Annotated in this window: 17 protein-coding genes; 15 read left to right on the top strand and 2 right to left on the bottom strand. The window is 67.9% G+C overall.

All coding sequences use genetic code 11. The features are described 5' to 3' along the window. Positions 1-34 precede the first annotated feature (34 nt). From AC1Q6E_RS20735 to truA, 10 genes are all read left to right on the top strand, one after another. The gene (locus AC1Q6E_RS20735) at positions 35-757 is read left to right on the top strand and encodes a GntR family transcriptional regulator (RefSeq protein WP_492573440.1); all 723 of its coding nucleotides are present in this window, start codon (positions 35-37) and stop codon (positions 755-757) included. Between the two features lie 107 nt (positions 758-864). Next, a complete protein-coding gene (locus AC1Q6E_RS20730) occupies positions 865-1,329 on the top strand; it encodes a CBS domain-containing protein (RefSeq protein WP_152795754.1) in 465 nt (154 codons plus the stop codon). Between the two features lie 282 nt (positions 1,330-1,611). Next, positions 1,612-2,712 carry a chorismate synthase gene (gene aroC, locus AC1Q6E_RS20725; RefSeq protein WP_152795752.1) on the top strand — a complete coding sequence of 367 codons (1,101 nt, stop codon included), beginning with the start codon at positions 1,612-1,614 and terminating at the stop codon, positions 2,710-2,712. 61 nt (positions 2,713-2,773) lie between these two features. Next, positions 2,774-3,610: a M48 family metallopeptidase gene (locus tag AC1Q6E_RS20720; protein WP_152795750.1), complete on the top strand. Its 837-nt coding sequence runs from the start codon at positions 2,774-2,776 to the stop codon at positions 3,608-3,610. A gap of 303 nt (positions 3,611-3,913) precedes the next feature. Further along, positions 3,914-5,317: a 3-isopropylmalate dehydratase large subunit gene (gene leuC / locus AC1Q6E_RS20715; RefSeq protein WP_152795748.1), complete on the top strand. Its 1,404-nt coding sequence runs from the start codon at positions 3,914-3,916 to the stop codon at positions 5,315-5,317. 11 nt (positions 5,318-5,328) lie between these two features. Further along, a complete protein-coding gene (gene leuD, locus AC1Q6E_RS20710) occupies positions 5,329-5,997 on the top strand; it encodes a 3-isopropylmalate dehydratase small subunit (RefSeq protein WP_492573438.1) in 669 nt (222 codons plus the stop codon). A 56-nt stretch (positions 5,998-6,053) separates the two neighbouring features. Further along, positions 6,054-7,127, top strand: coding sequence for a 3-isopropylmalate dehydrogenase (gene leuB, locus AC1Q6E_RS20705; protein WP_152795744.1), 1,074 nt, complete (start codon positions 6,054-6,056; stop codon positions 7,125-7,127). Between the two features lie 80 nt (positions 7,128-7,207). Further along, the gene (asd, locus tag AC1Q6E_RS20700; protein WP_152795742.1) at positions 7,208-8,335 is read left to right on the top strand and encodes an aspartate-semialdehyde dehydrogenase; all 1,128 of its coding nucleotides are present in this window, start codon (positions 7,208-7,210) and stop codon (positions 8,333-8,335) included. 137 nt (positions 8,336-8,472) lie between these two features. Then, positions 8,473-10,350, top strand: coding sequence for a type IV pilus assembly protein FimV (locus tag AC1Q6E_RS20695; RefSeq protein WP_492573437.1), 1,878 nt, complete (start codon positions 8,473-8,475; stop codon positions 10,348-10,350). An 11-nt stretch (positions 10,351-10,361) separates the two neighbouring features. Next, positions 10,362-11,153: a tRNA pseudouridine(38-40) synthase TruA gene (gene truA / locus AC1Q6E_RS20690; protein WP_492573436.1), complete on the top strand. Its 792-nt coding sequence runs from the start codon at positions 10,362-10,364 to the stop codon at positions 11,151-11,153. 24 nt (positions 11,154-11,177) lie between these two features. Here the strand turns inward: truA and AC1Q6E_RS20685 are convergent, their stop codons facing one another. After that, entirely contained in the window at positions 11,178-13,034 is a 1,857-nt protein-coding gene (locus AC1Q6E_RS20685; protein ID WP_492573435.1) for a tannase/feruloyl esterase family alpha/beta hydrolase, read from the bottom strand. Positions 13,035-13,237: 203 nt separating this feature from the next. Here AC1Q6E_RS20685 and AC1Q6E_RS20680 point away from each other — a divergent pair, with 203 nt between their 5' ends. The 5 genes from AC1Q6E_RS20680 (at position 13,238) to AC1Q6E_RS20660 (ending at position 17,457) form a co-directional block, all read left to right on the top strand. Further along, positions 13,238-13,879: a phosphoribosylanthranilate isomerase gene (locus AC1Q6E_RS20680; protein ID WP_492573433.1), complete on the top strand. Its 642-nt coding sequence runs from the start codon at positions 13,238-13,240 to the stop codon at positions 13,877-13,879. Between the two features lie 70 nt (positions 13,880-13,949). After that, positions 13,950-15,149 carry a tryptophan synthase subunit beta gene (gene trpB / locus AC1Q6E_RS20675; RefSeq protein WP_296558639.1) on the top strand — a complete coding sequence of 400 codons (1,200 nt, stop codon included), beginning with the start codon at positions 13,950-13,952 and terminating at the stop codon, positions 15,147-15,149. Between the two features lie 11 nt (positions 15,150-15,160). Next, on the top strand, positions 15,161-16,036 hold the full coding sequence (trpA, locus tag AC1Q6E_RS20670; RefSeq protein WP_492573431.1) for a tryptophan synthase subunit alpha: 876 nt from the start codon (positions 15,161-15,163) through the stop codon (positions 16,034-16,036). Continuing rightward, positions 16,033-16,902 carry an acetyl-CoA carboxylase, carboxyltransferase subunit beta gene (gene accD / locus AC1Q6E_RS20665; protein ID WP_130358120.1) on the top strand — a complete coding sequence of 290 codons (870 nt, stop codon included), beginning with the start codon at positions 16,033-16,035 and terminating at the stop codon, positions 16,900-16,902. Before trpA ends, accD begins: the two co-directional genes overlap by 4 nt. An 18-nt stretch (positions 16,903-16,920) precedes the next feature. Then, positions 16,921-17,457 (top strand): acyloxyacyl hydrolase, encoded by a 537-nt coding sequence (locus tag AC1Q6E_RS20660; RefSeq protein WP_152795059.1) that lies wholly within the window; start codon positions 16,921-16,923, stop codon positions 17,455-17,457. A gap of 124 nt (positions 17,458-17,581) precedes the next feature. Here AC1Q6E_RS20660 and moaA read toward each other — a convergent pair whose 3' ends face one another. Continuing rightward, positions 17,582-18,685, bottom strand: coding sequence for a GTP 3',8-cyclase MoaA (gene moaA, locus AC1Q6E_RS20655; protein WP_492573430.1), 1,104 nt, complete (start codon positions 18,683-18,685; stop codon positions 17,582-17,584). Positions 18,686-18,756: the final 71 nt, after the last annotated feature.

The raw sequence follows: 18,756 nt of genomic DNA, 5'->3' as shown, positions 1-18,756 counted from the left end.
GCTGCGTGTTACGATTGATGAAAAGACGAGGGGCATGATGAAACTGGCATCGGCGTTGCCGGCTGGACAGCCGGCTCCGAGCACGGGGCAGAATTTCGCGAGCACGATTGCGACCCGGTTGCGCACCGACATCGTCTCCGGCAGACGTCCCCCAGGCGCCAGGCTTTCCATCGAAGAACTCAAGGGGGATTTCGGCGTCAGCCTTTCCCCGTTGCGCGAAGCCCTGGCCAGGCTGGCCACCGAGGGTTTCGTGGTCAACGAAGACAAGAAAGGGTTCAAGGTCGCGCCGGTGTCGCGCGAGAACCTGCTCGAGATCGCGAAACTGCAGTCCACGCTCGAGCCCATGGCCCTGCGCGAGTCCATCCGCCACGGCGACCGCAATTGGGAGGACGGCATCGTCCTGACCCACCACCGGCTCACGCGCTACGAGCGTCCGGAACAGAAGGACGGCGGGGGCGTCGACGAATGGGAGGCGCATCACCGCGGCTTCCACCTGGCGCTGCTCGCGGCGTGCCGCATGCCGCTGGCCCTGATGGTGTGCGATTCGCTCCAGCATTTCAGCGCGCGCTACCGGCGCCTGTTCCTGGCCTACAAGCCCTTCGATCGCGACGTTGCCCGGGAACACAGTTCGCTGGTGGACGCGACACTGGACCGCAAGGAAGACCTGGCCGCGGAAATCCTGGCCGAGCACATCGAACGAACAGCTCGAAACATCCTGGTGGCGCTGGATGCGGGCGCGGTGGCGGCGGCGAGTTGAAGCGCTTTTCCAAGCGCGCTAGGATAGCTACATGGCCATGTACGAGCCGATATATCCCAGTTCCGACCCCATAAACAGAACCGGCGTGCGTGGCCGAGGAGGCCGTCATGATCAAAGTCAGTGAAATCCTGCGCGTCAAGGGCGACGCGCTTTATACCGCCAGCCCCGATGCCCCCGTCGGGCAGGTCGTCGATACGATGGCCCTGCAAGACATCGGCTCGCTGGTCATCATGGAATTCGGCGAACTGGTGGGCATGCTCACCTTCCGCGAAATCATCCGGCACCTGCAGGCCAACGGCGGTTCCCTGGGCACGACCACCATCCGGTCGATCATGGACGACGCGCCGGTCACGGTATCGCCCAACACGGAGGTCAATGAGGTGCGGCGGCTCATGCTCGACAAGCACGCCCGCTACATCCCCGTCATGGACGGCCGCATGCTGCTGGGGGTGATTTCGTTCTACGACGTGGCCAAGGCCGTGCTCGAGGCCCAAGGCTTCGAGAACCGCATGCTCAAGGCCTACATCCGCGACTGGCCGGGCGAGCAGCGCGAAGCCGAAGGGACGCTGTAGGTAGAGTCCCCCCCCTACGCGCTGACGCGCGCCCCCCAGGGGGCGAAACCGGCGGACTGGCAAAGCCAGATCCGCGGTTTCCTGGGTCTAGTACCGGTCTCTTGGATTGATTCACCGTTGCTACCGCTGGCGGCCAGCGAAGCACCGCCGCCACACCCCAAGAAACAGGTACAGACCCAGGATGCGGTGGATCCGGCTCCGCCGGTCCGCCCGCATCGCCCCCTGGGGGGCGTCGGCGCGTAGGGGGGTACAATGGCTCATCCCTACCGGAGCCCAGATTCCATGCCAGGCAGCACCCTCGGAGAACTCTTCTGCGTCACCAATTTCGGTGAGTCCCACGGACCGGCCGTCGGCTGTGTGATCGACGGCTGCCCCCCCGGAATGGCGTTGACCGAGGCCGATATCCAGGTCGAACTCGACCGCCGGCGTCCCGGCACGTCGCGCCATGTCACCCAGCGGCAAGAGCCCGACCAGGTCGAAATTCTTTCAGGCGTCTACGAGGGCAAGACCACGGGCACGCCGATCGCGCTCTTGATCCGCAACCAGGACGCGCGCAGCAAGGATTACAGCAACATCGCGGAGACCTTCCGCCCCGGCCACGCCGACTACACCTACTGGCACAAGTTCGGCATCCGCGACCCGCGTGGCGGCGGCCGTTCGTCGGCCCGGCTGACGGCGCCCACGGTGGCCGCCGGCGCCGTGGCCAAGAAGTGGCTGGCCGAGCGCTATGGCGTGCGCGTGCGCGGCTACATGAGCCAGCTGGGCGATATCGAGATCCCGTTCGAAGACTGGGACGCCGTCCATACCAACCCCTTCTACGCCGCCGGCAACAGTCGCGTGGCCGAGCTCGAAGCCTACATGGACCAGTTGCGCCGCGACGGCGATTCGGTGGGCGCGCGCATCGAGGTCGTGGCCGAGAACGTGCCGGTGGGCCTGGGCGAGCCGGTGTACGGCCGCCTGGACGCCGATATCGCTTACGCCATGATGGGCCTGAACGCGGTGAAGGCGGTGGAGATCGGGGCTGGTTTCCACAGCGTGGAGCAGCGCGGCACCGAACATGGCGACGAACTGACGCCGGAAGGCTTCCTGTCGAACAATGCCGGCGGCATCCTGGGCGGTATCGCCACCGGGCAGCCGATCACGGTGTCGCTCGGCATCAAGCCCACGTCCAGCATCCGCAGTCCTCGCCGGTCCATCGACAAGCAGGGCGCGCCGACCGTGGTCGAGACTCACGGGCGCCACGACCCTTGCGTGGGCATCCGCGCCACGCCCATCGCCGAAGCGCTGCTGGCCCTGGTGCTGGCCGACCACGCACTGCGCCATCGCGCGCAATGCGCCGACGTGTCGGTCGAGACGCCGCGCCTGGGCCTGGCGCGCGGATAAGGAAAGTAACAGGGGTTTTGGGGCAAAATTGCCGCCTTGGCGTTCTTGTCTCGGGGGCAGCATGAAAAAGACCAAGCGTTCTCCTATCTTCCGCCGCGCCGCGATGGCCGCGGCGGCCCTGGCGCTGGTGGCCGCGGCCGGCTGCGAGTCAGTCAATACCACCCAGGGCGGCACGATAGGCATCGACCGCACGCAGCGCATGTCCAGCCTGGTGTCCGAGCAGCAGCTCGACCAGCAGGCCGTCCAGCTCTACCAGCAGACGCTGTCGGGGGCGCGCGGCAAGGGGCAGCTCAACACGAATGCCGCCCAGCTCGCCCGGGTGCGGACGATTTCCCAGCGGTTGATCGCGCAGGTGGGGGTGTTCCGGCCCGATGCGACGAAGTGGAAGTGGGAAGTCAACGTCATCGACGACAAGGAAGTGAACGCCTGGTGCATGCCGGGCGGCAAGATCGCGGTCTATACCGGGTTGATCAATACGGTGAAGCCGACGGACGACGAGCTGGCGGCGGTGTTGGGCCACGAGATCGCGCATGCGCTGCGCGAACACGCGCGCGAGCGGGCGTCCGAGCAGATGGCGACGAGCATGGGCCTGAGCGTGCTGGCGGCGATTACGGGATCGCAGGCGAGTTCGGACCTGGGCGGGGCGCTGGCCAATGTGATGTTCGGGCTGCCGAACAGCCGGTTGCATGAGACGGAAGCGGACCGGATGGGGGTGGAACTGGCGGCCCGGGCGGGGTATGACCCGCGGGCGGCGGTGACGTTGTGGACGAAGATGGGGCAGGTCGGCGGTTCCGCGCCGCCGGAGATCCTGTCCACCCACCCGTCGGCCGAATCCCGCATCGCGGACCTGAAACAGGCCTCCGAGAAGGTGCTGCCGTTGTATCTGGCGCGGAAGTAGGGTTCTTGATCCGGCCGTGGCGGGAGGCGGCGGCGCTGGCATGGGCTGCTGTGGCAAGTACCAGGAACCCCGCCCCCCGCCAGCCCCTTGTGGCTACCCAGGATGCGGAGGATCCGGCTCTGCCGGTCCTCCCGCATCGCCCCTGGGGGCGCGCGCAAGCGCGTAGGGGGGGCTTAATATACAATCAAGAGTTCCCTATCCCTGAGCGGGTCCGTCGAGGCTGGTCCTCGCGCCTGAGCGACGCCGAGAGGCGCCGAGCCGTGCGGCTGTTCATGAGCCCGTTCACTTTTTGGCCGGAATCTCATGTCTCAGACCCTTTACGACAAGCTGTGGGACGCCCACGTCGTCCATCAGGAAGAAGACGGTACCTGTCTGATCTACATCGATCGCCACCTGGTCCACGAAGTGACCAGCCCGCAGGCGTTCGAGGGGCTGAAGCTGGCCGGTCGCCCGGTCTGGCGCATCAGCGCCAACCTGGCGGTGGCCGACCATAACGTTCCCACGCACAACCGCGACCAGGGCATCGCCGATCCGATCTCGCGGCTGCAGGTGGATACGCTGGACGCCAATTGCCAGGACTACGGCATCGTCGAGTTCGACATGGGCGACCGCCGCCAGGGTATCGTGCATGTGATCGGGCCCGAGCAGGGCGCGACGTTGCCGGGCATGACGGTGGTCTGCGGCGATTCGCACACCAGCACGCACGGCGCCGTGGCCGCCATGGCCTTCGGCATCGGCACGTCCGAGGTCGAGCACGCGCTGGCCACGCAGACGCTGCTGGTCAAGAAGAACAAGAACATGCAGGTGCGGGTCGAGGGCAAGCTGCCCGCCGGCTGCACCGCCAAGGACCTGGTCCTGCACGTGATCGGCAAGATCGGCACGGCGGGCGGCACGGGTCATGCCATCGAGTTCGCCGGCAGCACGATCCGCGACCTGTCGGTCGAAGGCCGCATGACCATCTGCAACATGGCTATCGAGGCCGGCGCGCGCGTCGGGCTGGTGGCGGTGGACGAGAAGACCATCGAGTATTTCCGTGATCGTCCCTACGGGCCCAAGGGCGAGGCCTGGGACCAGGCGGTGGCGTACTGGAACACGCTGCATTCGGACGAGGGCGCGCATTTCGACCGCGTGGTCGAGATCGACGCGGCCGAGATCCAGCCGCAGGTCACCTGGGGCACCTCGCCCGAGATGGTGCTGCCGGTGGGCGCCAACGTGCCGGATCCGGCCAGCGAGACGGACGAGACCCGCCGTTCGGGCGTGGCGCGCGCGCTGGAGTACATGGGCCTGACGGCCAACATGCCGATCACCGACATCAAGATCGACAAGGTCTTCATCGGTTCCTGCACCAACTCGCGCATCGAGGATTTCCGTGCCGCCGCGGCGGTGCTGCGCGGCAAGCGCGTGGCGTCCAACGTCAAGCTGGCGCTGGCCGTACCCGGTTCGGGCCTGGTCAAGACGCAGGCCGAGCAGGAAGGCCTGGACAAGGTCTTCATCGAGGCCGGCTTCGAGTGGCGCGATCCCGGCTGCTCGATGTGCCTGGCCATGAACGACGATCGCCTGGAACCGGGCGAGCGTTGCGCCTCGACCTCGAACCGCAATTTCGAGGGCAGGCAGGGCGCGGGCGGCCGCACCCACCTGGTGAGTCCCGCGATGGCGGCGGCCGCCGCCGTGGCCGGTCATTTCGTCGACGTCCGCAAGGTCAACTGAGGTAGAGCATCATGCAAGCATTCACCACTCATGAAGGCCTGGTGGCGCCGCTGGACCGCGAGAACGTCGATACGGACCAGATCATCCCCAAGCAGTTCCTGAAGTCCATCCATCGCAGCGGCTTCGGCCCCAACCTGTTCGACGCCTGGCGCTACCTGGACGAAGGCCAGCCCGGCATGGACAACAGCAAGCGGCCGCTGAACCCGGACTTCGTGCTGAACCAGCCGCGCTACCAGGGTGCCTCCATCCTGCTGTCGCGTAAGAACTTCGGCTGCGGATCGAGCCGCGAGCACGCGCCGTGGGCGCTGGACCAGTACGGTTTCCGCGCGGTGATCGCGCCGTCGTTCGCCGACATCTTCTTCAACAACTGCTTCAAGAACGGCGTGCTGCCCATCGTGCTGTCGGAAGCCGACGTGGACAGCCTGTTCCAGGAAGTGGAGGGCAAGGAAGGCTACCGCCTGACCATCGACCTGGACCGCCAGGTCGTGGCGACGCCGTCCGGCCGCGAGCTGTCGTTCAGCGTCGACAGCTTCCGCAAGTACTGCATGCTGAACGGCCTGGACGAGATCGGCCTGACGCTGCGCCATGCGGACAAGATCAAGGCCTTCGAACAGAAGCGGCTCGCGACCCAACCCTGGCTGGATGTTCCTGCGCTGCGCGGCAGCCAGGCCAGCCGCTGACACCGTAATTCCGCCGGCCTCCACGGGCCGGCCCCGACCCTGAATCAAGAGCCAGAATGACACAACATATCGCAGTGCTGCCGGGAGACGGCATCGGTCCCGAAATCGTCGAACAAGCCGTGCGCGTGCTGACCGCGCTGGGCGAGTCGTTCACGCTCGACACCCAGCCGGTGGGCGGCGCTGCGTACGAGGCGGCGGGCCATCCGCTGCCGCCGGCCACGCTGGACCTGGCCAGGAAGGCCGATGCGGTGCTGTTCGGCTCGGTGGGCGACTGGAAATACGACAAGCTCGAGCGCGCGCTGCGTCCCGAGCAGGCCATCCTGGGGCTGCGCAAGAACCTGGGCCTGTTCGCCAACCTGCGCCCGGCCATCCTGTATCCCGAACTGGCCAATGCCTCGTCGCTCAAGCCCGAGGTGGTGTCGGGGCTGGACATCCTGATCATCCGCGAATTGACCGGCGACATCTATTTCGGCCAGCCGCGCGGCGTGCGCACGGCGCCCGATGGCGCGTTCGCGGGCCAGCGCGAGGGCTTCGACACGATGCGCTACGCCGAGCCGGAAATCCGCCGCATCGCGCACGTGGCCTTCCAGACCGCCCGCAAGCGCCGCGGAAAGTTGTGCAGCGTCGACAAATCCAACGTGCTCGAGACCTTCCAGTTCTGGAAGGACATCGTCACCGAGGTCGGCAAGGAGTATCCTGATGTGGAACTCAGCCACATGTACGTGGACAACGCCGCCATGCAACTGGTGCGCGCGCCCAAGCAATTCGACGTGATCGTGACCGGCAACATGTTCGGCGACATTCTTTCCGACCAGGCATCGATGCTGACGGGCTCCATCGGCATGCTGCCGTCCGCCTCGTTGAACGAGACCGGCAAGGGCCTGTACGAGCCCAGCCATGGCTCGGCACCCGACATCGCGGGCAAGGACATCGCCAATCCGCTGGCGACCATCCTCTCGGCGGCGATGATGCTGCGCTATTCGCTCGACAAGGCGGCCCAGGCCGACCGGATCGAGGCAGCCGTCAAGAAAGTGCTGGAGCAGGGCTTGCGCACGGCCGACATCTACGAAGACGGCACGACTAAGGTCGGCACTGCCGAGATGGGCAGTGCCGTGATCAAAGCTCTGTAACCAGCCTGCGTGTCGCGCCCCCCGGGTGTGATGCGCCCGGCAAACAGTTTCAATCTGGACTACTTGTTAGGGGTGTGTAAATGAAAGCAGTTGGTCTGGTCGGCTGGCGCGGCATGGTCGGTTCCGTGCTCATGCAGCGCATGCGCGACGAAAACGATTTCTCGCTGATCGAGCCGGTGTTTTTCTCCACCAGCAACGCCGGCGGCGCGGCGCCCTCGTGGGCGCAGGGCGCGGGCCCGTTGCAGAGCGCGTTCGACATCGAGGCGCTCAAGAAGCTGCCCATCATCGTCACGGCGCAGGGCGGCGACTACACCACCGAGGTGTATCCCAAGCTGCGCGCCGCCGGCTGGGATGGCATCTGGATCGACGCCGCCAGCACGCTGCGGATGAAGGACGATGCCATCATCGTGCTCGACCCGGTCAACCGCAGCGTGATCGACGAGGCGCTGAAGAAGGGCGTCAAGAACTACATCGGCGGCAACTGCACCGTCAGCTGCATGTTGATGGGCCTGGGCGGCCTGTTCGAGCACGACCTGATCGACTGGATGACCAGCATGACCTACCAGGCCGCCTCGGGCGGCGGCGCGCAGCACATGCGCGAGCTGCTGACCCAGTTCGGCCTGCTCAACGCCACGGTGTCCGGCCTCCTGGCGGATCCGGCTTCGGCCATCCTGGAAATCGACCGCACGGTGCTGGCGAGGCAGCAGGACGGCACGCTGCCGCAGGAACACTTCGGCGTGCCGCTGGCGGGCAACCTGATCCCGTGGATCGACAAGGACCTGGGCAACGGCACCTCGCGCGAGGAATGGAAGGGCGGCGCCGAGACCAACAAGATCCTGGGCCGTGGCGAGGGCTTCGGCTCGTCGCCCATCCCCATCGATGGCTTGTGCGTGCGCATCGGCGCGATGCGCTGCCACAGCCAGGCGCTGACCATCAAGCTCAAGAAGAACGTGCCCCTGGACGAGATCGAGGGCATGCTGCGCGAGAACAACCAATGGGCCAAGGTCGTTCCGAACACGCGCGAGGCGTCGATGCAGTCGCTCACGCCCGTGGCCGTCACGGGTACCCTGGACATTCCGGTCGGCCGCATGCGCAAGCTGGCGATGGGCCCGGAGTACCTGAGCGCCTTTACCGTGGGCGACCAGTTGCTGTGGGGCGCGGCCGAGCCGCTGCGCCGCATGCTGCGCATCGCCCTGGGCGAACTCTGATCCTCGGGCTTGCATCAGAACGTACCTGAGCTTGCGACGGTAAGTCTCTGATGCTACAAGGAGGCCCGGCGGGCGCCGACCTGCCGGGGTCACCAACCGCCGGGCTATTCGCGGGGGCTTTTGCGCATGGGATTAGGATGAACGGACTTTCCGATCGAGAGGCAGGCCGTCCGGCCTTGATACACAAGCGTCCGCGCGCGGGCGGTCCATCGGTGGGGCTGCTGGCGCTGGGGTTGGCGGCTGGGGCCGTATCGGCGGCGCAGGCCGCGGACCTGGGAACGTTGAGAGTCTTGTCTGCATCCGGCGAACCCCTGCGCGCCGAGATCGCCGTCAATGCCGCGACGCCCCAGGAAGCCGGCACACTGAAGGCGGCCATCGCGCCGCGCGACGTCTACCGTCAAACCCAGCTGGAATACAGTGAGGCGCTGGCCAACCTGGCGCTGCGCATCGAAGACCGTCCGGATGGGCGCAAGGTGGTCAGTATCGCGTCGGCGGCGCCGCTGGACGTCCATGTACTGGACCTGCTGGTGGAGCTGACCTGGAACATGGGCCGCTTCATCCGCCAATACACGTTCATCCTGGATGTGCCGGCGCCCAAGGCGCAGGCGGCCGAGACGCGGCCCATGCCCGCCGCCCTGGAGGTCAAGCCTGGCGACACCCTGTTTGGCATCGCGGGCCGGCTCAAGCCCGAGGGCGCCTCGATCCACCAGACCCTGGCGGCGCTGCTGCGCGCGAATCCCCAGGCGTTTGTCGACGGCAATATGAACCGGCTGCGCGCCGGTGCGTCGCTGTCCGTGCCCGGCGCGGAAGAAGTCGGCGCGATCGACGCGGCGCAGGCGGCGGCCTTGTTTGCCAGCCAGGCTGAAGCCTTCGAAGCCTATCGCCAGCGCGTGGCGGGCGGCGCGAAACCGGGGCCTGCGGGAACGGGCGCAGGCGGCGCCGAGGCGAAGGGCGATATCGCGGCCTCGCCCGCACCGCAGGCGGAGTCCGGCGCACGGGGGGAAGATGCCCTCAAGCTCTCCAGCGGCGGCCGGGAAACGGCCGCCGGGGGGGAGCAGACCACGCGCGACCGCCTGGAAGAAGAGCGCGACGCCACCGCCAAGGCCATGCGCGAAGCGCAGGAGCGGGTGGAGGCGTTGCAGGGCAATGTCGAGGCCATGCGCGGCCTGCTCGAAGCGCAGAACGAAACCCTGGCGAAGATGGAGCAACAGGCCCGCGATCGCGCGGCCGACGCCGCGGGTGGCCAGCCGGCCACGGCGGCGTCCAGGCCGGACCCGGCCGCTCCGGCGGAGCCACCGGCCACGGCGGCCGAGCCGCCCGCGGCTTCCTCCGCCGCGCCGGCCGCAGCCGCGGGCGCCGCCGAAACTCCGTCCGCTGGCAATGCCGAGGGACGGCCTTCCCTGGCCGCCTCGGTGGCCGATAAGGTTCGCGACCACAGCGTGGCAGTGCTGGGCGCTGTCGTCGCCGTGCTGGCGGCGTTGCTCGGCGCCTTCGTGCTGCGCCGCCGCTCTGCCCGCGCGGAAGAGGAAGAGGCGCGCGAGGCCGCGCGTATCGAGGCCGGAAATGCCGACGAAGAGGCCGACGCGCTGGCGCCGGCCGAGGGCGGCCCGGTCAACCACCTGCGGGACTGGGACGATATTCCGCCGTTCCCCCTGCCCGATACCCCGCCGCCCCGCGCTGACGGTGAGCCCGATGATTATCCGGACGACGACGAACCAGGGGATGCCGGCCGCCCCGCGGCCGTTCCACCGGCTGCCGCGGCGGCCTTCGGGCTGGACTTGAACCTGGACGCCGCCGCGCCCGCCCAGGACAAGGCGAAGCCCTCCGTCGTGGCCGGCATCGACCTGGATACGAATCTGGACGCGCCGGTCGATCCGGACGCCAAGCTGGACCTCGCCAAGGCCTGTGCCGACATGGGCGATCGCAACGGCGCGCGCGAATTGCTGGAAGAAGTCCTGCGCGATGGGGACGCGGACCAGCGCGAACGGGCGCGGGCGCTGCTCGCGTCCTGGTAGGACCGTCCGGCATGCCGCGCATCGCCCTGGGGGTGAGCTACGACGGCGCCCCCTGGCTGGGATGGCAGACCCAACCGCACCGGCGAACCGTGCAGGACAGGCTGGAGTCGGCCCTGGCTGCCTTCGTCGGCCAGCCGGTGGCCACCATCTGCGCAGGCCGCACCGATACCGGCGTTCATGCCGCCCAGCAGATCGTGCACCTGGATACCGAGGCGCTGCGTCCCGAACAGGCCTGGGTGCGTGGCGTGAACGCGCATCTGCCGCCCAGCATCGCGGTGCGCTGGGCGCGCGAGGTGCCCGCCGGCTTTCACGCCCGTTTCTCCGCGCGTTCGCGTTCCTACGTCTATCTGCTGCTGGACGATCCCGTGCGCTCGCCGCTGTGGACGGGCCGCGCGGGCTGGAGCTTCCGGCCCCTGGACCTGGAGGCGATGCGGGCGGGGGCGGCCCATCTGCTGGGCGAGCACGACTTCAGCAGTTTCCGGTCGTCCCAGTGCCAGGCAGCGTCGCCCGTGCGCACGATGCACGAACTGGGCATCGAACGGCGCGGCCGGCTGGTGGTCTTCACCCTGCGCGCCAATGCCTTCCTGCATCACATGGTGCGCAATATCGTGGGGGCGCTGGTGTACGTGGGGCAGGGCAGGCAGCCCGCCGACTGGATGCCCGCGTTGCTGGCCGAGCGCAACCGGACCAAGGCCGCGCCCACCTTCTCGCCCGACGGCCTCTACCTGACCGCCGTGGGCTATCCGGGCGACTACGGCCTGCCGTCCACCGACGCGACCGACGAGATCCGGCTGGCGCGCTGATCCGTCGGCCGCCTGGCCGGCTTCCTAGCGGCAACTGTAGTTCGCGCCATCGGTGATGGAGCCGCTGCCCTGGTAGGTGGCCTTTTGCGGATGGACGCAAATCGGCATGCTGACACTGGCGTCGGCCGACTTCAACATCAACGGGCCCGGCTGCGTGCCTTTCTCGACCCAGGCGACCAGGGCGTCGAAGAACTGGTTGGCCGCGGGCAGCGGCACGGTATTGGCGGTGGCGGCCGGCCCCGCGCTGCCGCTGACGGTGCCCACGCCGGCGCAGTGGCCCATGCCCGGGACCAGGTACAGCCGGTTGAAGGCCTGGACCGCGCCCATGCCGCCCATCTTGTCGGCCACGCGGGCCAGGTAGTTCAGCGAACCGGCGGGCGTGATCAACTGGTCGGCCAGCCCGTGATAGCTGATGACCTTGCCGCCGCCGTCGCGCAGCCGGGTCAGGTCGGGGTTGTCGGTGTTGATGTGGCCGAAGGCCGCCTGCAGCGCGATGCCGCGGTCATGGGCGTTGGCCAGGTCGGCGTAGCCCATGTCCTTCCACTTGTCCGCGCCATTGCCGGTCGCGTTGGTGAAGGACGGGGTCGCGTAGGTTGGATTCTGCAACTCCAGGGCGACCATGTCAGTGGCGATGGCGAACGGGCGGGCGACCGGGGGCGTGCCGGAGGAGCCGGCCAGCCCGCTGAGATCCGTGCCGCGCCTCAGACCCCACCAGAGCTGCTTGCTGGCCAGCGTGGTGGCGCTGGCATTGTCCACCTGCGGATCGGGGGCGCTGCCGTCGGCGGTCTGGCCGTACCAGATCTTGTTGATGGTCCGGGCCTCGGCCAGCGAGACGCAGGCGGCGTCGGTGCTGGCGCCGACCACGCCGTTGCCCGCGACGCCCGCGCACAGAGCGGCCGCGTCGCGCGTCGGGTCGTAGCGGCACTGGCTGGTGTCGGGAATGAAGCCCAGGTGCTGGCCGCCCACGGTGTCGCAGGCGCTGACCGCGGCGGCGCTGACGCGGCGCAGCTTGTCGGCGGCGATCGGGCCGCCCAGGTCGCGCTGCATCGCCACCTGCGGATACAGCTCGTTGGTGATGAAGCGGGTCCAGTTGAAGGCGGGGGCGCCGTTCAGATAGCCATCGTAGTCGTCGGGATGTTCCTGGGCGATCTTGTAGCCCTGGCGTCCGCCGGTGGAGCAGCCTTCCCAGTACGCGTATTGCTGCGGCTTGCCGTAGTAGGCCTCGACCAGCGCCTTGGTCTTGACCGCGAGTTCATGCAGGCTGCGTTCGGCGAAATCCCCCCACAGCGCGCTGTTGATCGTGCCGTCTTCCTTCATCGCGAACGACCCGTTGCCCGCGATGGCATGGCCGGTGTCGGTGCTGCCGACCGCATAGCCCAGCGCCGCGGTGGCGGCGGCGCTTGCGTTGCCGATCTGGGTGGCCGAGGCCTGGTTGCCGCCGGCCCAGCCGCCACCGCCCAGGTTGCGGATGCGCTGGTTCCAGTTGGCGGGCGTGGGCAGCCAGACCTCGATGCCGATGCCGGGCGAGGTGGACGGCGCATCCGCCGTGCCTGGATTGCCCGGGCCGACCACGATTTTGACCAGGCACATGTCCTGGGTGGCCTTGGCGGGCGCGGGCGAGGCCGGCGTACCCGCCAGGGCCAGCGCGTCGCCCTGCTTGAAGGCCCGGGCGAGGACGACCTGGGTGTTCGCGTCCGGTTTGAAAGCCGTCTTCATGCTGTCATCGCAACTGAGCGTGGCCGACGGCGGGGGCGGGGCGGGTGGATCGTCGCTGCCGCCACAGGCGCTCAGCGCGGCCAGCAGGCCCGCGGCCCAGGCGCGCGGCGGCAGGCTGGCAAGCGGACGAGGGAGGGGGGATGAATGCTGCTTCAGGCGTGCCATGATGATCTCCTCGGTGGGCAGCCGGGCTGCCGTTTTTCTTAGGGTGGAACCGCAGGCAGACGAATTTTTATGCATGATAGTTCTTGTTTTTGTTGTGCGATCATGAATAGTTGTGCATGAATCATCAATTTAGGGGTTGTACCTAGCGTGTTGGGGAAAAGGGGGGAAACAGGGGGCAAGCGCGGGGGCGGTATGATGGCGGGATGTCCCGTACCCGTATCAAGATCTGCGGCCTGACCCGCGAGGAAGACGTCGCCGCCGCCGTCGAGGCGGGCGCCGACGCCATCGGCCTGGTCTTCTATCCCCCCAGCCGGCGCGCGCTGGCGCCGGCGCGCGCCGCCGAGCTGCGGCGCCTCGTTCCGCCTTTCGTCGACGTGGTCGCCTTGTTCGTCAACGCTTCCGAGGCGCAGGTCCAGGAGGTGCTGGAGGTCGTCCGGCCCGATCTGCTCCAGTTCCATGGCGATGAGACGCCGGCGCAGTGCGAGCGCCATGGCCACCGCTACCTGCGCGCGTTCAGGGTGGGCGGGCCCGGGATGGAAACGTCGCAGGCTTTGCTAAAATCGTGCCTACAGTTCGGTTCCGCCGCGGGTTGGCTGTTCGACAGCCATTCCGACGGCTACGGCGGCAGCGGGAGAGTGTTCGATTGGTCTCTGGTCAGCAGCGAAAGCGCGCGTCCGGTCGTTTTATCTGGTGGGTTGCATGCCGGAAATGTGGCGGCAGCCATTGAGTCCGTGCGCCCGTTCGCTGTCGACGTAAGCAGCGGCGTGGAAGAGTCGCCAGGCATCAAATCCGCCGACAAGATCGCCCGGTTCGTGGCGCAGGTACGGCGGGCCGACGGCAACTGACGCCGCATCCCCCAATCTCTCCGGCGCGCGCCAGGCGCGCGGGCCGGGCTTCATAGCCGGGACCATCCCAGTGAAAACCTACGATTTCCCCGATGCGAGGGGCCATTTCGGCCCGTATGGCGGCGTGTTCGTCGCCGAGACGCTCATGCACGCCCTGGACGAACTGCGCCAGACCTACGCGCGCTACCAGCACGATCCCGATTTCGTCGCCGAGTTCAACTACGAACTCGAACACTTCGTGGGCCGTCCCAGCCCCGTCTACCACGCCAGGCGCTGGTCCGAGGAACTGGGCGGCGCGCAGATCTGGTTCAAGCGGGAAGATTTGAACCACACCGGCGCGCACAAGGTGAACAACTGCATCGGGCAGGCGCTGCTGGCCCGCCGCATGGGCAAGCGCCGCGTGATCGCCGAGACCGGCGCCGGCCAGCACGGCGTGGCCACCGCCACGGTGGCGGCCCGCTACGGGATGGAGTGCGTGGTCTACATGGGCAGCGAAGACGTCAAGCGGCAGGCCGCCAACGTCTATCGGATGAAGCTGCTGGGCGCGACGGTCGTGCCGGTGGATTCGGGTTCGCGCACGCTCAAGGACGCGCTGAACGAAGCCATGCGCGATTGGGTGACGAACGTCGAGGACACCTTCTACATCATCGGCACCGTGGCCGGTCCGCACCCGTATCCGATGATGGTGCGCGACTTCCAGACCGTCATCGGCAACGAGTGCCTGGTGCAGATGCCCAAGGCCACCGGACGCCAGCCCGACGTCGTGATCGCGGCGGTGGGCGGTGGGTCGAATGCCATGGGCATCTTCCATCCCTATCTCCCTTACGACGATGTTGCGCTGGTGGGGGTGGAGGCGGCGGGGGAAGGCATGGAGACGGGCCGCCACGCGGCCTCGCTGGCCGGCGGCGCGCCGGGCGTGCTCCATGGCAACCGCACCTATGTCTTGCAGGACGAGAACGGGCAGGTGATCGACACCCATTCCATCTCGGCCGGCCTGGACTATCCCGGCGTGGGGCCCGAGCATGCGTGGCTGAAGGACAGTGGCCGGGCGACCTACGTGGGCGTCACGGACGACGAGGCCCTGGCGGCCTTCCATCATTGCTGCCGGATCGAGGGCATCATCCCGGCGCTGGAATCGTCCCATGCCATCGCGCATGCGGTCCGGCTGGCGCCCACGCTGCCCAAGGACAAGATCCTGCTGGTCAACCTTTCCGGACGTGGCGACAAGGACATGCACACCGTCGCCGAACGTTCGGGCATCGTGCTGTGAGGGCGGTCTCCATGTCGTCATCTTCCCGCATCGCGGCCGCGTTCGCGCGCCGTGCCGCCGCCCCGGGCGCCTGCGCCCTGATCCCCTATGTCACCGCCGGCTATCCCACGCCGGCCAGCACGGTTCCCATCATGCATGCGCTGGTGGCCGCCGGCGCCGACGTGGTGGAGCTGGGCGTTCCGTTTTCCGATCCCATGGCCGATGGCCCCGTCATCCAGCGTTCCGGCCAGCAGGCGCTGGAGCAGGGCGTGGGCCTGCGCGACGTACTGGCCATGGTCAAGGAATTCCGCCGCACCGACGACCGCACCCCCGTGGTGCTGATGGGCTATGCCAATCCCGTGGAGCGCATGGGGCAGGCCGCCTTTGCCGCCGCCGCGCAAGCGGCCGGCGTGGACGGCTGCCTGGTGGTGGACTATCCGCCCGAGGAAGCCGGCGAATTCGGCGCCTTGCTGGAAAGGCACGGCGTCGATCCCATCTTCCTGCTGGCACCGACCACCTCCGATGAGCGCATCCAGGCCGTGGCCCGGGTCGCGCGCGGCTACGTGTACTACGTTTCGCTCAAGGGCGTGACCGGTGCCGGCCACCTGGACGTCCAGGACGTCTCCCGCCGGCTGGCCCATATCCGGCGGTTCGTCTCGCTGCCGGTGGGAGTGGGGTTCGGCATCCGCGACGGCGACAGCGCCCGCGCGCTGGGCGCCGACGCCGACGCCGTGATCATCGGCACGAGGCTGATCCAGGAAATCGACGCCGCCTCGCAAGGCGTTCCTCAGGAGCGATTGCCCGAAATATGCGCTCGCGCAGCGGGGGCATGGTTGCGTACAATCCGAGGGGCGCTAGACGCCCCGCCTCCGGGCGGGGCCTCCCAAGAATCAAGGAAATCCGCATGAGCTGGATAGAAAAACTGCTCCCTCCCCGTATCAAGACCACCGACGGTTCCGCGCGCCGCGTGCCGGAAGGCCTGTGGGTCAAGTGCCCGTCGTGCGAGTCGGTGCTGTACCGCGACGACCTCGTCAAGAACCTGAACGTGTGCCCCAAGTGCGAGCACCACATGCGCATCGGCGCGCGACAGCGCATCGACGCGCTGCTGGACGCGGAGGGCCGCTACGAGATCGGCATCGGCACGCTGCCGGTGGACAGCCTGAAGTTCAAGGACACCAAGAAGTACCCTGACCGCCTTCAGGACGCCATGGCGCAAACGGGCGAGACCGATGCGCTGGTGGTCATGGGCGGTGCCATGCACACCCTGCCGGTGGTGGTGGCGTGCTTCGAGTTCGAATTCATGGCGGGCTCCATGGGCTCGGTCGTGGGCGAGCGCTTCGTGCGCGGCGCCCAGGCCGCCATCGAGCAGAAGGTGCCGTTCATCTGCGTGACCGCCTCGGGCGGCGCGCGCATGCAGGAAGGCCTGCTGTCGCTGATGCAGATGGCCAAGACCACCGCCGCGCTGACGCTGCTGTCCTCGCGCAAGCTGCCGTTCATCAGCGTGCTGTCCGACCCCACCATGGGTGGCGTGTCGGCCAGCTTCGCGTTCATGGGCGACGTCGTGATCGCCGAGCCCAAGGCGCTGGTGGGTTTCGCCGGGCCGCGCGTGATCGAGCAGACCGTGCGCGAGAAGCTGCCCGAGGGCTTCCAGCGTGCCGAGTTCCTGCTGGAGAAGGGCGCCATCGACATGATCGTCGATCGCCGCAAGATGCGCGAGGAGATCGCGCGTCTCTTGGCGCTGCTGACCCAGCAGCCTGCGGATGCCGTGGCCTGAGAGCGGGGAGGGAACCAGATGAACAGGACCGCCCTAATCGCCGCGTTTCTCGCCCTTGTGTCCTTCTCGGCCCATGGGGCCGACCCCGGCGGCGGTTTCGCCAACGGCGGCTGGAGTGCCCAGTACGGGACGGGCGGCGGCAACCGGAGCGTCACGCTCAATTACGAAACCTCGCCGCTCTGGCATACGAAGCTCGGCTCGACCCGCCTGGAACTGGTGGGTGAACTGGGCGCCTCGTATTGGTGGACTTCGAGCTCGCTGCGGGGCTTCGCCCGCCACATGTGGCAGCTCAACGCCACGCCCATGTTGCGCTGGTGGCCCACCGAGCGCTTCTACATCGAAGGCGGCGTGGGCGCCACGGCCGTCAGCGAGACCAGATTCCACGACAAGAACGTCAGTTCCACCTTCCTGTTCGGCGACCACATCGGCGCCGGTTTCAAGCTGGCCGACAACATGCGCCTGGGCCTGCGCGTGTCGCACTTCTCCAATGCCGGCATGAAGAAACCCAACCAGGGCCTGAACCAGGTCCAGCTCAACTTCGCCATGAGCTTTTGATCCCCCTGCGCGCTTCGCGCGCGGCCCAGGGGCGGCACGGGCGGATCGGAAGGGAAGCCACGCCCCACGCGGCCCACGGCCGCGCCCCATGGGGGGCGCCCGCCCGGGCACCAGGGGGATTCCATCACCCCCCGATGTAGCTCATTTCTATGCGGCCGGAGCGGGGGGTGTCGGCGGAGCGGCGTTCAGAGTAGTTGTCGGTACGGGCCTGCCAGATGCGGGCGATGGCGGTGGCCAGTTGGTCGTCGCTGGCGCCGCTGCGCAGCAGGGCGCGCAGGTCGTAGCCCTGGTCGGCGAAGAGGCACAGGTAGATCTGGCCTTCGGTGGACAGGCGGGCGCGCGTACAGGATGAACAGAAGGCCTGGGTGACACTGGAAATGACGCCGACCTCGCCGCCGCCGTCGCGGTAGCGCCAGCGCTGGGCGACTTCGCCGACGTAGTGCGGCTCCAGGGTTTCGAGCGGCCAGCGGGCGTCCAGGCGGCGCAGGATGTCGGCCGACGGCACGACCTCGTCCATCTTCCAGCCGTTGGAAGCGCCCACGTCCATGTATTCGATGAAGCGCAGGATATGGCCGGTGTGGCGAAAGTGCCCGGCCATGGCCTCGATCTGGCTGTCGTTCAGGCCTTTCTTGACCACCATGTTGACCTTGATCGGGCCCAGGCCCGCCTCGGCCGCCGCGTCGAGGCCCCGCAGCACGTCGGCGACGGCGAAGTCGACGTCGTTCATGCGGCGGAAGATCTCGTCGTCCAGCGCATCCAGGCTGACGGTAACGCGGTTCAGGCCGGCATCGGCCAGGGCGCGCGCCTTGCGCGCAAGCAGGGACCCGTTGGTGGTCAGGGTCAGGTCCAGCGGCTTGCCGGATGGCGTGCGCAGTCCGGCAAGCCGGGCAACCAGGGTCTCGATGTTCTTGCGCAGCAGGGGTTCGCCGCCGGTGAGCCGGATCTTCTCGACGCCATGGGCCACGAACAGGCGCGCGAGCCGCTCGATTTCCTCGAAACTGAGCAAGGCGTCGTGGGGCAGGTAGGGATAGTCCTTGCCGAAGACTTCCTTGGGCATGCAGTACACGCAGCGAAAGTTGCAGCGGTCGGTGACGGAGATGCGCAGGTCGTGCAACGGCCTGCCGCGCGTATCGGCCAATTGGCCGGAGGGCACGATCAGGTCACTGGCGGCGACGGGGACGGGGCGGCGCGCACGGTAATCGGTCAGCAGGATGGTTTTTGCGGTCACGGTACGAAAGGGGGCAACAGGGGCGGGACCGGCCCGCCGTGTATTGGTAATACTACCCCATGGCACGGGTC

The organism is Pigmentiphaga sp. MLSB6-MA01 (genome assembly GCF_058793475.1).
This window is presented reverse-complemented; position numbering and strand designations above follow the sequence as displayed.

Bases quoted from the DNA above. Each gene is read 5' to 3' on its own strand.
- AC1Q6E_RS20735 (WP_492573440.1), top strand. From the start codon at position 35: ATGATGAAACTGGCATCGGCGTTGCCGGCTGGACAGCCGGCTCCGAGC.
- AC1Q6E_RS20730 (WP_152795754.1), top strand. From the start codon at position 865: ATGATCAAAGTCAGTGAAATCCTGCGCGTCAAGGGCGACGCGCTTTAT.
- aroC (WP_152795752.1), top strand. From the start codon at position 1,612: ATGCCAGGCAGCACCCTCGGAGAACTCTTCTGCGTCACCAATTTCGGT.
- AC1Q6E_RS20720 (WP_152795750.1), top strand. From the start codon at position 2,774: ATGAAAAAGACCAAGCGTTCTCCTATCTTCCGCCGCGCCGCGATGGCC.
- leuC (WP_152795748.1), top strand. From the start codon at position 3,914: ATGTCTCAGACCCTTTACGACAAGCTGTGGGACGCCCACGTCGTCCAT.
- leuD (WP_492573438.1), top strand. From the start codon at position 5,329: ATGCAAGCATTCACCACTCATGAAGGCCTGGTGGCGCCGCTGGACCGC.
- leuB (WP_152795744.1), top strand. From the start codon at position 6,054: ATGACACAACATATCGCAGTGCTGCCGGGAGACGGCATCGGTCCCGAA.
- asd (WP_152795742.1), top strand. From the start codon at position 7,208: ATGAAAGCAGTTGGTCTGGTCGGCTGGCGCGGCATGGTCGGTTCCGTG.
- AC1Q6E_RS20695 (WP_492573437.1), top strand. From the start codon at position 8,473: ATGAACGGACTTTCCGATCGAGAGGCAGGCCGTCCGGCCTTGATACAC.
- truA (WP_492573436.1), top strand. From the start codon at position 10,362: ATGCCGCGCATCGCCCTGGGGGTGAGCTACGACGGCGCCCCCTGGCTG.
- AC1Q6E_RS20685 (WP_492573435.1), bottom strand. From the start codon at position 13,034: ATGGCACGCCTGAAGCAGCATTCATCCCCCCTCCCTCGTCCGCTTGCC.
- AC1Q6E_RS20680 (WP_492573433.1), top strand. From the start codon at position 13,238: ATGTCCCGTACCCGTATCAAGATCTGCGGCCTGACCCGCGAGGAAGAC.
- trpA (WP_492573431.1), top strand. From the start codon at position 15,161: ATGTCGTCATCTTCCCGCATCGCGGCCGCGTTCGCGCGCCGTGCCGCC.
- accD (WP_130358120.1), top strand. From the start codon at position 16,033: ATGAGCTGGATAGAAAAACTGCTCCCTCCCCGTATCAAGACCACCGAC.
- AC1Q6E_RS20660 (WP_152795059.1), top strand. From the start codon at position 16,921: ATGAACAGGACCGCCCTAATCGCCGCGTTTCTCGCCCTTGTGTCCTTC.